This window comes from Micromonospora sp. NPDC049048 (genome assembly GCF_043197615.1).
GTDB lineage: Bacteria > Actinomycetota > Actinomycetes > Mycobacteriales > Micromonosporaceae > Micromonospora.
The window spans coordinates 897,050-911,588 of record NZ_JBICTM010000003.1 but is presented as its reverse complement, the minus strand read 5'-3'; the positions used below and the strand labels follow the sequence as shown (position 1 = coordinate 911,588).

Genomic DNA, 14,539 nt, shown 5'->3' with positions numbered 1-14,539 from the left:
CCCGCCCCGCGGCCCGTCCAAACGCACCCCGCCCGTCGACGGAGGGCGGGCCCAACAGCTGCTCAGTCAGCCGCCGCAGCGCCCGCTGCTCCCGTGCCAAGTCCGCCTGCGCCGCCGCAAGGTCGCGCCGGGCGGCGGAATCCGCGAGGCGCTGCGACCACGACCCTTCCCGGCGTACCCGGGGCGTCGCCTGCCTGCGTGTACGGGTCATGCGAACCACCCCCGCATCGGCTTGAGGCCGCGCGCTAGGGGCAGCGCCCCGGCCACGAATGCTTGGTCCTGCTCGCCGTAAAGCACCACCGCCTGGCAGCCGCACCGGCCCAGCACCCGCCTGACGGCGCGCACGTCGTAGCGCAGCTGCTCCGGGCTGTCGGCCGTCACGGTGACCAGCACGGCGTACCGGTAGCGGACGTGCCCGGCGGCTTGCTCCCGGTCGATCTGCTCGACCGCGCGGGCTTCCTCGTCCTCCCGGGCGGTGCGGACCAGCCGCATCCTCCGCTTGGTCACCTCGTCACCGGCGCGGGCGACCTTGTCCCGCCGGGTCGCCAGTTGCGCCAGCTGCGCCGGCACCGGCTCGGCGACCACCGTCACCGTGCGCCGGCCGACGGTGCGGGTGAACAGCGGCGTCATCCACGTCATCGGCACCGGCTGGCGGGGCATCTCGTACACCCACAGCGTCTGCGAGAAACCGGAGTCGTGCCGGTACGACGACCAGCCCACCGTCTCCGCCGCTACCGGCCCCGCCGTGTGCGGCGCCACCTCGAGGTCGCTGTCCTCCGGGTCGAACTGGCCACGCAGCACCGCCGCGTACTGCCGGGGCGTCAACCAGCCCCCAGTCTCGATGCCGGCCTCCCGCACCGCCGCCCGAACACCGGTCAGCTTGTCCAGCACCACCGTGGCGATGGCAGCGTCCGTGCCGCCCGCGTCCGCGACCTCTCCGGACAGCTTCCGAACGTCGAACACCACGGTCAGGAACACGTCGTGGCGCTGCGTGCCAGGCCCTGCCGCCGCAGTGAGCTCGGCCAGCGACCGGTACGCCGCCGTGCCGGTGTCGACCGCCTGCTTCGCGAGGTACCGCTGTGCCCGGTTGCTGACATCCGGCACGGCCCGCGCCGTCAGCGACCACCGCGCAAGGCCGCTGTCGGCGTACTCGGTGCCGAGCAGGTTCGCCACGTCCGCCCACGCGGTGAGCCGCTGATGCTGCACCGACGTGTCCGCCAGGACGAGGTTGCTGCCCGCGCACGCCAGCGTCGCGGTCACGCTGCCCTCCCGCCGGTGGTGCAGCAACCCCACCTCGGTCAGCCCGTCCGCAGCCACCGCCGGTAGCCACTGGTAGCCGGCCGCCGGGCCGGGCAGGTGCAGATGCTTCGTGCCTGGATTCGCCGCCCAAACCGCGCCGCGGTAGCGGTCCTGCCGGGCTACCCGCTGCGCCAAAGCCCCCGCGACGATCGGCGTCCACTCGGTGACTCGGCGACCCCGGATCCGCAACAGCCCCATCGTGAGCAGCAGCACCGCCGCCAGCAGCAGACCACCGGCGGCGCCCTGCCGGCCGACCGCCAGCATGTTCGCGGCGATGACCAGGCAGATCACCCCGGCCACCGCCGTGCCGATCTGCCCCCAGGAGAAACCCAGGATCGACCCGCGGGTGGACCGCGGAGGAAAGTGGAACTGAGTCACGCCTACTCCTCTGCTCGCCTAGACGGGCACGATCGGAATCTCGGCGGCTGCACCGGCAGCGGCGGCACTGCCCTGCCCGCCCGCCGCCCCGCCCGCCTGGCCGGCAGCCGGGCTACTGCTCGTCGGTGTCGCGCCTCCGCTACCGGCCTCGTCGACCGGCGGCAGCTCGGGGCTGCTGCCAGGACCCGGCGCGCCGCTGACAGCAGACGGTGGGCTGCCGGCGACAGGGGCATCAGTTCCGGTGAACGCGGTTGCCTGTTCGCGCGCCCCCTGCGGGGTCACCGGCAGCGCACCCTGCTCGCCGGTGGCGTCGCCGGGCAGCGTGAGCTGGCCGTGGGCCACATCGCCCTGCGCCGTGCGGGAGTCGCGCTCCACCCCGGCGGCCTCGTCGGCGTTCTCGCCCCCGCCCTGCTCGCCGCCCGCCTGCCCGGCGGGCTCGCCGAACTGATGGCTGTCCCCCCGGCCGTGCAGAGCCTCGACCGTGTCGGGTAGCCCGGCGAGCGCGCCGACTGGCCCGCCGGGGTTGGTCGGGCTGGTGGGGATCGCCTCGGAGTTGCCCTGCATCAGCGACGTCGCGTCCATGTCGCCACCGCCGCCGCTCAACGGCTCGGCCAGACGCCGCGAAGCGGCGTCCATCCCCACCGCCGTCGCCGCCGAGGTCAGGAACCCGCGGGCATCGACGTCGGCGAGGTAGCCGTCCCACATGCTCGTCAGCCGCAGCAGGATCCACGGCGCGAGGACCATCAGCACGATGATGAACAGGCCGCGCAGCACGTTGACCACGTTGTCGCTCTCGTAGCTGGTGCGGGTGCCGTAGATCCAGAGCGCGGCGATGAAGAACTTGCTGCTGGCCAACGCGTTGCACGTCCAGAACCACTTCCGGCCCCACGCGCGGGTCTCGGCCATGACCTGGCCGGTCATCGCCATCGCCCCGAACAGCGCCGCCCCGGCGGCCAGCAACGACCGGAACAGCAGCATCACGAACACCAGCACCAGCCCGATCACGCCAACGATCGCGACGATGAAGGCCAGCAGGATCGTGCCGGTGTCGGCGGTGAGCGTGTTGAGCGCGTCGACCCACATGCTCGGCTGCCAGTCCCGCTGCTGGTTGCGGGCGATCAACGCCACCGTCGCCTCGTCCCAGGCCGCCATCAGCAGGTACGCGATGCCGCCAGCGAACGCGATGCCGAACATCGCCCGGACCAGCCCGCCCAGGCTCGACAGCGGCCCAGGTCCACTCAGCCGGAGCCCGTTGATCGCCGTTGAGAGCACGAAGACCACCAGCACCACGACAATCAGCACCCCGCTGATGTCGTTGTAGACGCCGTAGAACGGTTCGTCGGCGACGGTGGAGGACTGCGTAAACACGACCTCGGCCAACTTGCCCAGCGCCCACGCGAACCCTGCGACGGCAATGTCGGCCAGGCCTTCGAAGCCCGTACGGGCCGCCTCCTTGACCTGCGCTCCAACCTTGCAGGACACGTCCACCAGGCCACATTCCGACGACGGCTTCAGTGACGACGACGCCACCAGCACCGGGCGCAGCGCACGGCAGCGGTCCGCTTTCGCCTTCCACCGCTCGGCATTCTCCTGGTCCTGCGTTGCTTTCTCGTTCAGACGCTCGCAGCGCACCGGCTGCTCACCACCGGCAGGCAGGCGCTCGTCGAGGACCGATGGCGTGCCGTCCGGGGGCGGTGACTGCTCGGTCAGCGCCACCGCGTCGCAGCGTTCCTGATCGGCGGCGCTGGCCGCCGCGCTGCACACCGTCGTCCAACCGTCGCCCTCCTGCCACCGCACCCACGGCAGGCACCAATTCACCTGCGGCTGCGCCAGCGGCACCGCCCCAGCACCGGGCCGGGCATCAACTGGCGGGGATGGGCACGCCGAAGCGGACGGTGACGGCACTGGCGTCGGTGCCGCCGCAGCCCGTCCCGCCGCAGCCAGCCCGACCGTCGTCAGCGACAGCGCCGCCAGCAGCAGCCGCAGCATCGCGGGCACCACGGCCATCTGTCACACCGTCCCCGGCGCCCACGACCGCGCGCGGAGCACGTCGACGAGGGGCTGAGTGTCCCGCGGTCCGCCGTCGCGGCGCGCACCGCGCTGATCCGGAGGCGGCACCGGCACCGGGCGCTCCGCTGTCACCAGCCGCCACCGAGCCTGCGACCAGCGCACCGTCACCGACTGCACATACCAGCCGCCCGCCAATCCGGGATTCGGATCCGCAGGGCTGCTCGTCGTGACGCCGCTCAAGGTGCAGACGAGCATCCGCACCAACACCTCGCGGTCCTCGGGTACCACCGCGTCGAGGTCCGCGTCAGGCACCCAGACCCGCGCCACGACCGTCTGCGAGATCGTCTCTCCGTGCGCCGCCGGCCCCACGAGGGGCTGCACCGCCGATCCGGCTCCCTCGGCGGCGATCAGGTCCAACACTGCCTGTCTGCTCGTCGCAGACCGCGTACCGGCAGAGGCCAGCGACTGCGTGTACGCCGCCGCCGCGTCTCCGCCGCCGCGTGGCGTGCCCGGGAAGCCCACGGGCACCCCGGCCTGAATCCGCTCGACATACCGCGCAGGCACCTGCCGTTCCGGCGTACTCGCGCGTCCGGCGGCGAACACCGCCACGCCGGCGAGCGCCACCACGATCAGCACTGCAGCCACCATCGGCATCCGGCGGCCGGTGGTCGGCTTGAACTCCGCTCTGCTCATGACCGCCACCTGCTAAATCTCGGTGAGCAGGAACGCGATGATCGACGTGGCTGACCCGACCACGATCGCCACCAGGCCCGCTTTCCACATCATCGACTTCCCGCGATCGCTGATGATGTGCGCGCCGAAGATCGGGCCGATGCCGAACGCGATCGCCCCCGCCGCCAGCCCCGCCACCGCCGAGATCACGCCGAGGAACAGCGCGGCGTTGGCCAGCTTGTAGAACAGGTCCGACCGCGGCACGGCCGACGGGTCCGGGCTGATCCGGCTGAAGTCGAAACCATCGCCCGACGGTTCGGGCGTCGGCGTTGGCGCCAGCAGTGCCGCCACCGCCGGGGCACGCACCGTCAGGGCCGCCGCAAGCTGATGCAACACGATTAGTCCTCCCCGTTTGAATCCGGCGATGAAGTGCCGGAGAAAGCCGCGGGCTCGACCGGGCACCGGTCGATCACCGCTGCGGCGACCTCGGTCAACGCCGACCGAGTGGCCTTACTCAGCGCCCGCGGGTCAAGCGGATCCGCCCGCGCAAGCCCTGGGTCATACGGCACACGCACCAGGTCCGCAGCGGCCTGCCGCGCCAACTGCTCCACCGCCCGCACCTCACGCGCCACGGACGGAGAGGTTGCTATGACCACCACCACTGCCCGGTTCGGCACATGCGCGAGGCCCGCCGCCCGCATGTGGGCCAGCAGCCGCAGTGTGTGCTGCACCCCGTCCACCGTCGCCCTCGACACCAGCACCGGCACCGTCGACCAGCCCAGAGCACGCCACGTCGATGTGCTGTCGGCCGTCGGCAGATCCAACAGCGCCAACCGATAGACCGACCGCAGATGGCCGATCACGCCGAACATCTCCGGCCACGTCGGTGGGCGCCGCTGCGCGGTCAACTTGCTCTCCCCCACCAGCACCCGCAGCCCCGTCGGCCCTACCTGCGTCAACCGCTCCGCAGCCCCGCTGTCCGCCAAGCCGGCATCCGCGGCCACCGCGTCCCACACCGTCGACGAGCTGCGCCGGGCCACCCGATGCTCCAGGCCACCCCACGCCCGCAAAGTCGCGTCGACCGCCACCACCGGGTCGGGAACAGCAAGAGCCAGCAGCCCGCCTAGCCCGACGGTCAACACCGAACGGCCCACACCGCCGTCCGCTGAGGACACACACACCAGCGGACAGCCCGATCGCAGCGACGCCGCCCGCCACCACAGCCTCTCCACCCGGGTTCCCGCGCCGAACTCTCGCGGAATCTCCCGCACCGCCGCCTCACCAACAAGGCGCGGCCCCGAAGGCACCAAGGCCAGAGCCCGGGCGGCAACCTCCTCGGGGGTGGGAGCCGGCGGGAGGGCCCTCTCCCTACCCGCCGGCTCCCCCTGCTCACCGCCACGCCCGCCCAAAGGCGCGCGGGCGGCGAGCTGTTCGGGCTGCTCGTCCGATGGACCTTGCACGTCCGCCTCCCCGTAAGGCTTGCCGTACAGCACAGACCGACGTCGACATCGACGCGGCCGGTCCCCCGTTACTGTCACGACCTGGACGCTGACCAGACGAAGCAGGCCCTACAGCGACGACGTGTCCCCTCCTGCGCCGCCGCTCGCGGCCGGGATGCCATCTCGCGCACGGCGGCCCGATCCGCTACGCTCCAGGCAACTCCAGTTCGGGTTCAACCGAACCGCAGTTGCGAGCGATACCGAGAGCTAAGCACAGGTCACAGAAGAGCGTCAACCGCAGTTTTTGTTGTGGCCAACTGTGGTTGGAGTTGGGGGACTCCATGAAGGACACACCAGCCGACCAGGCCGAGGCTGCAGCCTCACACCTGATCCAAACGAGGCTCCGAACCCTCTTCGAGGCCCGCACCGAAGGTCGGCCACCTTACACAGAGGCCGAGGTTGCCCGGGAGCTCACCAAGGCCGGCCACCGCATCACCGCCGAGGGCATCCGCAACCTGCTGCGCGCACCTCGAATCAACCCCAAAGCATCCACGCTCCGCGCGCTCGCCCAGTTCTTCGACGTGCCCGCCGGCTACCTACTCGGCGACCAAGAAGAGCCTGAAGAACACAGCCGGCGCGTCCGCGTGATGGCACGATCCATCACCAAGCTCTCACCGGCCGCCCAAGACGGCATCGCCGTCATCATCGACAACCTTCTACGAGTTGAGGAAACCGCTCGAGGGGGCGACAGCAAGAGGCCAAGCCACCGACCTGGCCCTGAGCAGGAACCAGACAGCTCAAGGCAATAGGCCCCCATCTGCTTGGGGCCCTCGCAGCCGGCGACGTCGGCCGCGGCCTGCGTCCAGCCTCGCCAGTTCAGGAACGTCGTGGTCTGCTCGCAGCGGCCGATCGTGGCACACGGGACCGACAACTGCTTACCCTCACACCTCACAGAAGTGGCTCGTCGTAAGGCATAGAGCACGAGCGGAGCAGGGGCCGAAATTTTGGACCCGGAAGCCTAGCCGTTCAACCTCGGAGGGCAATCGTCAGGACTGCTCCTTCGTGAGCCAGTCCTTCGCCTTCTGTGACATCGTGTCCGGATAGTTCTTCTGAACAAACTCCAAGAACTGTTGCATACCTGCCGATTGGTCGTTGCCGTACGAGTCCTTTGTCGGTAGATCCAGCAAGCGGTCGAGGTCAGCTTCGGTGACCTCATCGACCACGAGCTCAAGCCGCATCAGCACGATGTTGCTGTGGTCGTAGCTCCGGGTGAAGTCAGCCTCGTCCAGCCACTTGGTCTTGAGCACCTTACGCACCGCAGAGGACTGAACTTTGGCAGGGAGCGTCAGGTTTCGAAGCCACTTGCCATCCTCGAAGTCACGGTAAAAGGCGCCTGCGGTTCGGTAGCTCTGGCGCTTGGCGAGAACCAGATCTTCAAGCTCTTTGATCGTGTCTTCGCTGACGTATCGCGTGATCAGGTCGTAGGCGAGGCTCGCCAGCGAGATGTAGTGCACGGCAAGGTTGGGTTCGAGAGGTGTTGCCGGTGTGTGGGCCTTCTCGTTTCTGAGATGCTGGACACCCAAGTGTAGGTACCCGATACCTCGGAAGAAGTCTGCTTCCGCGTCGTTGGCAGGTGTCGCCTTACCGAACAGGGCTTCGTAGTGTGCAGTGTTCTGGGCGCTGTTGTTGAAGACGTCCGAGGCCTTCTCCTTGCCCGTGATCTCGCGGAGCTTCCCGCGCACCAGCTTGTAGGACTCCTCGACTGCATGGAAGTAGTCCCCACTCGCCAGGTACTGCCCGATGTGGTTGTAAATGTCCCCGTGGATCTCGACCTGAATCTTGTTCTTTGAAACCGTCGCTTCGGTGGTGAAGATGGCGGGCGTGGGGTCAGCTACGTCGTCGGCCGACGTTGTCTGCCCCATACCAGCAGACGGTGCACCATCGAGATCCGCCCCGATCCTTCGGATCCTAGCGATCTGGTCATCCGTGATCTCCTCGCGGAAGCCTGAAAAGCCCGGAGCAGCCTGCTTCGCTTCGATGTAGTCCGCGAGGGTACCGAGCGTTGATGCGACCTCGGAATCTGAGCCGATCTTCCACAGAGTCCTCAACCTGTTTGCCTTCGACACTCCGTACTCGGCGTACTTATCCTCGTAGATGTCGATGGCGAGGTCGTCGAATAGCTGCGCCAATGATGTGTTTGTGAGGTCGAGGACATATCCACCACTCATGCCCAGCACAGCCTCCAAGAAGGTCTTGTCTGGCAACGACAGCTTGCTCACGATTCGTTGCTCCTCTGCTCGGCCTGTCGTTCCGTAGTGAGCCAGCATGATGACGTCTGCCCGTCTTCACGACCGAGCACAGGATTATTGCCAAGATCGGGTGTGCTGTCATCGGCACGTCGGACATCCGACACCACAACCTCCGTCATGCTCCGTAGCGAGCGGTTCACGGCTACTTAGAGACCGGATGTCAAGATCGGTCGAGGACTGCAATTCAGTCAGGCCGCACGCCGGGCTTGTAGGGCTGATGAACGCCGCGTCCTGCCCGATTATCGGTCCCGACAGTGGTGGTCACTGGAGTCGTAGAGGACGAGGAAGCCCCAGCGGGTTGGTGAAGGCTAATCCCGAGCAGGTATACGAGCGCCTGCCTGCCGGGTGGAGCGCAATGCAGTCCTGCGACCGCGATGGGTGTGGGTCTCAGTCGATGGTGCCTTCGATCTTGTCGGTCAGGTCGAGGATGTCAGGGACGGCGTCCAACACGGTGACCTCGACCAAGGCGCCATCGCGGCCGTACCGGCGGCGGTACTCGGCGTAGGGGTAGTCGGCGATCGGCAGCCAGGATCGATGCCCCCGCATGGGGTGGTTCTTCTGCGTCACGGCCCCGGAGTTGAGCCGGCGGAGTTCGATTCGTGGGCCGTGTCGCTCGACAAGGGCGCGGGTGTCGACGTGCAGGACCACCTGGTCCTCGGTGCGGTACTCCTTCGCTTGACGCAGCCGGTCCAGCCGCTCAGCGCTGGCCCAGAAGAAAACCCGGGAGTTGATGGCCGCGAGCGGCGTCATGCCTCGCACCACAGTCGACGAGCCCGTACAAGCACCACCGTCGAGACATCTTTCTGCTTCAAATGTGGCGGCGTCCAGGCAAGCACTACTTTGGCTGCGGTAAACGCCCGTCTCAACGAAATTCCGCTCAATTCGCCCCATTTGGACGCCGTCGCCGGCTTGGATGACGCCGTACACCTACTACGTTGTGAGCAGGCAGCGACATGTCACTATTTCTTAGTGGCTGTCAATGAGAATGTCGACGTCGAAGCGCGGGTGGCGGCCGTCGAGGTGTGGATCGCCGCGACGAAGCAGGCGCTTGTCATTGGTGACCTGACCTGGGATGCAGCCTGGTCCGACCTTCGCCGGATCGCGGTTAACTACATCCTTCGGCGTCAGCTCGAAGCGCTTGACGCCACCGTGGTGCTGGCCAAGGTCGGGCTGGGTCATCTGGCGGTCGGGTTCATCCGGCCCGCTCTCGATGAGTTGCTTTGGATGCTGTGGGTGAAGGACCTGCCGCAGGAGGATGCGCAGAATCTGCTCATGGTCATGGGGCGGTCCGACGGTATCCGCTCACTGCTCGCCCAGCGTGCCTACGTCGGCGATGCTGTGATGCAGGAGCTGTGGTATCCGGTAACCTTTTTAGACGCCCAGGAGCAGCAGCTAACTCGTGTGAACGATGAGCTGGCGAAGATCCGCGAACAGTTCAATTGGTCGGGGCGCCCGCTGCCGAGCGCGAGTTGGGTCGCAAAGCAGACCGGCCATAAAGACCTGTACGACTACTTGCATGCCGCCGCGAGTCGCGCCCTGCACTTTTCGATGGGCGAAGTGATGCGCAACGGTTGGGGCGAGCCTGACGGAAAGGTGGTCACCCTGAAACCAGAGTTTCGCGAGTACCGGACCAACTTCGCGCTTTACCAGCTACCCTCGCTATTCCTCAAAACCGCGTCTGCCTGCCAGGAATTCTTCGAATATGCAGGGATCATAGAACGGGAGGACGAGGCCGTGGGGAAGCAGGTTCTCGCCGCAACCGAGGCCCTCGGCAAGTTCGGACGCGTACCGCTCGTCCATGCCCACGAATGGAATCTGACGCCAAGCGGTCCGCTGAGGCTTCCTAAGAAGAATTGACAAAGCCCAAGGCTGCCAAACCGCATCAGCCGTGCAAGTCGGCGAATGGGCGAACGCCCTGACATCGGCAACCTCGTGCACCTGATCATGACGCCGTCCCGGGCCACGGTCGAGACCCGCACGCAACAGGCTGGTTCCGTTCGGATACCTACGGGGTTGCTGGTGTTACCGATCTTCGCTGATAGGGGTGGCCTGCCAGTTGAGCCTCAACCGGCCGTGCAACGGCGATGATTGCGTTCGCGCTGACTCGGCGCTAAAGATCGTAGGCCGAGTCACAGCCCTATTGTCGTGCCGGAACCTCTGTTGGCAGTTCACGAGACCGCTGCGCGAGCACGGAAGTGTAAGCGTCGATGTTCATAGCTGAGACCGTGCCCATTTGTTGGAGCCGGGCAAGGAGCCGCATCGCGAAGAATGCTAGGCCGACCTCGGCGTCCGCGGTGACGAGGCCGGGATCTGCGGTGGTGTGTTCGGGTAGCTCGAACGCGCCGTGTTCGAGACCGCAGCCGAAGTCGATGCGCTCGTCCTCGGTGAGATTGTCCAAGCCTTTGCGCAGTGCGTGGCCGAAGGGTGGATTCCAGTCGCTTCGGCAGGCCAGCAGGCCACTGAGGATTCGTGGCGGCGGCTTCGGATTGTTGACGGTGCCGCCTGCGTGCACGATGGGCGCGGTTGTGCGATGCAGCTGGCGGACACTGGCCGCCTTTTCTCCGGCCTCGCGCAGATATTCGAGGTTGAGTTCCTGCTTGGCTTCGAAGACGGCGTAGACGCTCTCTGCGGGCAGGAAGAGAGCATCGCCCATCTCCCAGAACAATGGGGTGAAGTGCCGGTCGTATACGACGACGTCGAGTTGGAGGCTTTGGTGGCCGCAGCTGTCGACGACGAAGGCCTTGTCGACGGCGTATCGCCTCGGTAGGAAGTCGCGAAGCATTGTGATCCATTCGGCTTCGCTGCCGTCGCCGATAGTCGGCATGTGACCGACGAGCTCCGGTGCGGCCTCCATGACGGCCCGTAGTCGCTTCGACTTCGCGGCGAAGGCGGTGCGCAGGTTAAATGGCCGGTTGTCGTCGGATTTGGCGCTCAAGAAGACTCCCTTGTCGTGAGGGCCGTGGCTTCGGCTTCCAGGCTGGCTGCCGGGTCCTCGGTGATCGCTACCTCAGCCTTCTCGATCTGGACGGGGTTGATGGCGACCACGGGCCAAATGTCTTGGCGGATTGCAACGCGGCCGTGGAGATGCGAGAGCCCCTGGGCTGGGTCGGCGAGGACGACGAGTGCTACGGGCCCCTGGGCGAGGCGGGCGATGGCTGCGAGGGCGCGCAGGTCGGTCCGGCTCGGGCCGATGTCAACGGGATGGGTGTGCCATTCGCCGACGTATCCCACCACGGGCGGGGCATCGCCGCGCCCGATGGCCATTCGGGCTTGTGCTTGGCGGTGGCGCCGCAGGTAGCCGCGTCGGCTGCTCTGCGGATCCGCGACCGTGACCGTGCGGGTGACCACAATGAGGTTTGGTGTGCGAAAGCCGAGCAGGATGCCGCCAGTTTCGTGCGGAAGCGCCGCCATCCCGTCGGCGATCGTCGCGTCGAGGGCTTGCCGGGTAATGAGGATGTCGCCCTGGTGCGCAGTCACTGATCCTGCCCTTCGGCGAGGGCACGTTGTTCGCCAGGCGCGGCGGCGCCGGGATTTAGCAGCAGGCCGATGGTGTGGCGGACGGCAAGGGCGGCGGCCTCCCACACCGCCGCCGGTGGTGTCTGGCTGATGGGACTGCCGCACCCGGTTTCGTAGACGTCGCTGCGGGGTGGCGGCAGTTGCGGGAGTGGCAGCGGCTGCTCGCCGTCACGGACGGGAGTGCGGTCGACTCGGATGGCGTAGCCGTCAGCGAGGACGCAGACGGACAGCAGGTGCCCGGCGCCAGCTCGCGCCGCCGCCGTGAGCATTGCGGTGGCGGTGGAGTCGGCCGTGGCATCGACGACAACATCGTGACCGGCGAGCAGGGTGAGAGCGTCGGCAACGGATCGCAGCCGCTCGTCTTGCCACTGCACGGCACCGAACCGGGGACGTGTCTTGCACAGGGCTTCCGCGACTGCACGGGCCTTCGGCAACCCGACCGCATCGCCGTCGAGCAGGTGGCGCGTGGTGTTGCCCGGCAGAAGGAGGTCACCATCGATCAGCACCAGTTCCCCGACGCCGCTGCGATGTAGCAGGTCAGCGACCACCGACCCGATAGCGCCGACGCCGACGACCGCGACTCGTTTGCTGCCGAGCACCTCCGCTCGGGGGTGAGCGCGGATGGTGCGCGTGGCGAGGTCGTCGGGAGCCGTTTTCAGGGACTTCACGGTCACCTTGTCGTCCTTGTCGGCGGCGAGCGCGAGTCCCAGTACTCCTCGAACGGTGCGGTGGCGGTAGATCAGCATTACCTTCCGCAGGCCGTCGTCGTAGGCGCGGGCCAGAGTACGGGCACCGTCAGCATCAACGGCGGCGCAGAGGTCGTCCCAGTCCCGGATCGGGCCGTCCAACTCCTTAGCGTCCAGAATGAGCACGGTGTCGGACGGCCAGATTCGGTGGCCGCTGGCGCGGCCCCGCCGCCGAGGCGCCGCTACTGGGCCGACGCGAAGAACGCCGTGGCGTTTCCGGCGCAGCTGGAGCACTTTGCCCTCGTGTCCGGCCAGATTGCCGTACAGGATGAGGGCTCGCTCTGCCGAGGGGTGCAGGTACCGGTCGAGGTCCAGCGCGGGTACGTCGTCGCCCCACCCTGCCGCGTCCTGGGCCAGCCAGGCACGGGCCTGGTCCAGCAACTGCTCGCCGTCGGCCCAGGGGATCCGAGTGTGATCTGCCTGGATGAACAGGCACATCGCACGGTCGAGGTCGCGGTGCCAGCCGTTGCTGGCCTCGTAATAGCTGTCGGTGAACGTTCGCCCGGTTACCTGCTCGGCCCAGCCACGGCTCAGCGGCAAGACCTTCGGTGCAGTGAAGGGGAAGTCTTCCTCAAGGACGACCTCGACCAGCGTCGTTCGCACCGACCCGTTGTCTCGATTGGCTGGCTGGAACGTCAGGGCACCGCGCCAGCGATCCTCTGGGCCGGCAACACGCCGGAAGCCGGCCTGGGCCAGAACGTCCAGGAGCGCGTCGCGGGCGACGGCCCTGCCGATACGCAGCGCTTCGGCCGCGTCGCTTCCTTCGACGGTGGTCATCCGAACCGGCGGTTACCTGCTGGAACGGCACGGTCTCCAGCGGTCACTGACGCGAACCGCTTGGCGGTGCCGTCAGCGTTGCAGTCCGCGGGCATCGGGAACACGTAGTCGTTGTCCCCTTGGTCATCGACGGCCTTACCGAGCAGATCACGAAACGCCTTCGCGGCAGCGCACCGATTATCGCTGGCCAAAGCTTCCTCGGCCCGATCGGCGGCGTCCAGAAAGGCATTGGCGAGGTCGCGCTTGTCCTCGTCCTCTGCCCGGACGGCCACCTTCTCGCCGGGGATCGTCGGATCATCGAGCCCGAAGCCGAGTACGAACGCGTCGTGCAGGACGTTCCCGGTCTCCCGTAGTGCGCTGGCGTAGTAGTCGGCCTGCGTCGGCCCCTCAACCAGGCCGGTGCGGAAAGCGTGCAGGGCGGCAATCTCGACGGTGAGCCCACCGGGCTTGCGCTTACCCATCAGACTTCGGCGCGTCTGCCGCAGCAGCTTGATAGTTGGCACGTAGAAGCCGTCGAAGTTGTCCGCGTTGTTCAACTCACTGGTCAGGCGGGTCAGCTCGTGAGGGTTCGTCGCCTGCCAGCCCTGCGGATCGTCACCGTCCTCGCGCTTCGGCAGCTGCCACGCCTCGACGCCAGTAGGCGAAGTCCATGGCCGCGCCGGGACCGCGTCCACGTACAGCCCGTCGTACTCCGGAAAGCTCACCTGGAGGCTGCGCGCCTGCCGGTGTACCCGCGTCTTGCCGTCAACTGGCGGGAACGCCTTCCTCAGTACACGCTCGAACTCGCCCAGGAGCGTGCTCGGCAAGACGTCACTCCCCACCTCGGTTAGCCGGCCGAATACGTCGACGTCCTTGATCCGCCGGATGCTGACGTGCCGCTTGTAGCTACCGATGAGCAGCCGCTCGAAACCCCAACCTGCGATCACCGAATCGTCGGCGAGCGCATCACTCACCTCTGCATGAGCCAACGGCGCGTTCGTCTTGTCGGCCTCCGTCGGCTCGATGTTCCTCAGCGCTTCGTCGAACTGCGTCACCAACGCCGGCATCGCCTGATCTCCTCCACGTGCCACCTACCCGACGTCTCAACAGTGAGTGCCCGGGCTGTGGGCCGTCCGCTAGCGAATCCACGGGGAACGCCTACCGTGGTAGCTCAATTCGTCCTGCTCACCCCGGCTATCGACAGTAGCGGGAGGGACTGACAAGAATGGTTCCTCAGCTGACGGTCGGACGCTACGAAGCGCACCAGCAGCCGCCCGAGTCCTCGGCCACCCGGGCACTCACCGTTCATTGCGGCCTTGGAGCGCGCTCTCATCGGCCAGAAGCGGATGCAAGCGGCTCGGGCTCAGGTGACTGTTTGAGGCGTGCTGCAGCGGATCCGGCAGCACCCGCCGCT

General features: G+C 67.4%; 13 protein-coding genes. 2 read left to right on the top strand and 11 right to left on the bottom strand.

The genetic code is table 11. The features are described from left to right. Positions 1-207 precede the first annotated feature (207 nt). The 5 genes from ACGFIG_RS14645 to ACGFIG_RS14625 are packed head-to-tail and all read right to left on the bottom strand — an operon-like array spanning position 208 to position 5,630. Positions 208-1,677 carry an SCO6880 family protein gene (locus tag ACGFIG_RS14645; protein ID WP_393002805.1) on the bottom strand — a complete coding sequence of 490 codons (1,470 nt, stop codon included), beginning with the start codon at positions 1,675-1,677 and terminating at the stop codon, positions 208-210. 18 nt (positions 1,678-1,695) lie between these two features. Continuing rightward, positions 1,696-3,684, bottom strand: a complete 1,989-nt coding sequence (locus tag ACGFIG_RS14640) for a hypothetical protein (RefSeq protein ID WP_393002803.1) — start codon at positions 3,682-3,684, stop codon at positions 1,696-1,698. A gap of 3 nt (positions 3,685-3,687) precedes the next feature. Further along, positions 3,688-4,380 carry a hypothetical protein gene (locus tag ACGFIG_RS14635; protein ID WP_393002801.1) on the bottom strand — a complete coding sequence of 231 codons (693 nt, stop codon included), beginning with the start codon at positions 4,378-4,380 and terminating at the stop codon, positions 3,688-3,690. 12 nt (positions 4,381-4,392) lie between these two features. Continuing rightward, the gene (locus tag ACGFIG_RS14630) at positions 4,393-4,710 is read right to left on the bottom strand and encodes a hypothetical protein (protein ID WP_071099045.1); all 318 of its coding nucleotides are present in this window, start codon (positions 4,708-4,710) and stop codon (positions 4,393-4,395) included. A 47-nt stretch (positions 4,711-4,757) separates the two neighbouring features. Next, on the bottom strand, positions 4,758-5,630 hold the full coding sequence (locus ACGFIG_RS14625) for a MinD/ParA family protein (protein WP_393002799.1): 873 nt from the start codon (positions 5,628-5,630) through the stop codon (positions 4,758-4,760). A gap of 509 nt (positions 5,631-6,139) precedes the next feature. Between ACGFIG_RS14625 and ACGFIG_RS14620 the strand changes: the two genes are divergently transcribed. Continuing rightward, positions 6,140-6,607, top strand: coding sequence for a hypothetical protein (locus tag ACGFIG_RS14620; protein WP_393002797.1), 468 nt, complete (start codon positions 6,140-6,142; stop codon positions 6,605-6,607). Positions 6,608-6,844: 237 nt separating this feature from the next. On the opposite strand, the gene ACGFIG_RS14615 is transcribed toward ACGFIG_RS14620, so the two are convergent. Both ACGFIG_RS14615 and ACGFIG_RS14610 read right to left on the bottom strand, forming a co-directional pair. Next, a complete protein-coding gene (locus ACGFIG_RS14615; RefSeq protein WP_393002795.1) occupies positions 6,845-8,077 on the bottom strand; it encodes a TIGR02391 family protein in 1,233 nt (410 codons plus the stop codon). Positions 8,078-8,494: 417 nt separating this feature from the next. Next, positions 8,495-9,034, bottom strand: a complete 540-nt coding sequence (locus ACGFIG_RS14610) for a DUF7002 family protein (RefSeq protein WP_393002793.1) — start codon at positions 9,032-9,034, stop codon at positions 8,495-8,497. 42 nt (positions 9,035-9,076) lie between these two features. Between ACGFIG_RS14610 and ACGFIG_RS14605 the strand changes: the two genes are divergently transcribed. Next, the gene (locus tag ACGFIG_RS14605; protein WP_393002791.1) at positions 9,077-9,964 is read left to right on the top strand and encodes a DUF5677 domain-containing protein; all 888 of its coding nucleotides are present in this window, start codon (positions 9,077-9,079) and stop codon (positions 9,962-9,964) included. A 280-nt stretch (positions 9,965-10,244) separates the two neighbouring features. On the opposite strand, the gene ACGFIG_RS14600 is transcribed toward ACGFIG_RS14605, so the two are convergent. Genes ACGFIG_RS14600 through ACGFIG_RS14585 form a run of 4 tightly spaced genes read right to left on the bottom strand, consistent with a single transcriptional unit; the run spans position 10,245 to position 14,192 of the window. Beyond that, a complete protein-coding gene (locus ACGFIG_RS14600) occupies positions 10,245-11,042 on the bottom strand; it encodes a DUF6602 domain-containing protein (RefSeq protein ID WP_393002789.1) in 798 nt (265 codons plus the stop codon). Then, positions 11,039-11,584, bottom strand: coding sequence for a Mov34/MPN/PAD-1 family protein (locus tag ACGFIG_RS14595; RefSeq protein WP_393002787.1), 546 nt, complete (start codon positions 11,582-11,584; stop codon positions 11,039-11,041). The genes ACGFIG_RS14600 and ACGFIG_RS14595 overlap by 4 nt, the downstream gene beginning before the upstream one ends. Beyond that, positions 11,581-13,146: a HesA/MoeB/ThiF family protein gene (locus tag ACGFIG_RS14590; RefSeq protein ID WP_393002785.1), complete on the bottom strand. Its 1,566-nt coding sequence runs from the start codon at positions 13,144-13,146 to the stop codon at positions 11,581-11,583. Before ACGFIG_RS14590 ends, ACGFIG_RS14595 begins: the two co-directional genes overlap by 4 nt. Further along, positions 13,143-14,192 carry a hypothetical protein gene (locus ACGFIG_RS14585; protein WP_393002783.1) on the bottom strand — a complete coding sequence of 350 codons (1,050 nt, stop codon included), beginning with the start codon at positions 14,190-14,192 and terminating at the stop codon, positions 13,143-13,145. Before ACGFIG_RS14585 ends, ACGFIG_RS14590 begins: the two co-directional genes overlap by 4 nt. Positions 14,193-14,539: the final 347 nt, after the last annotated feature.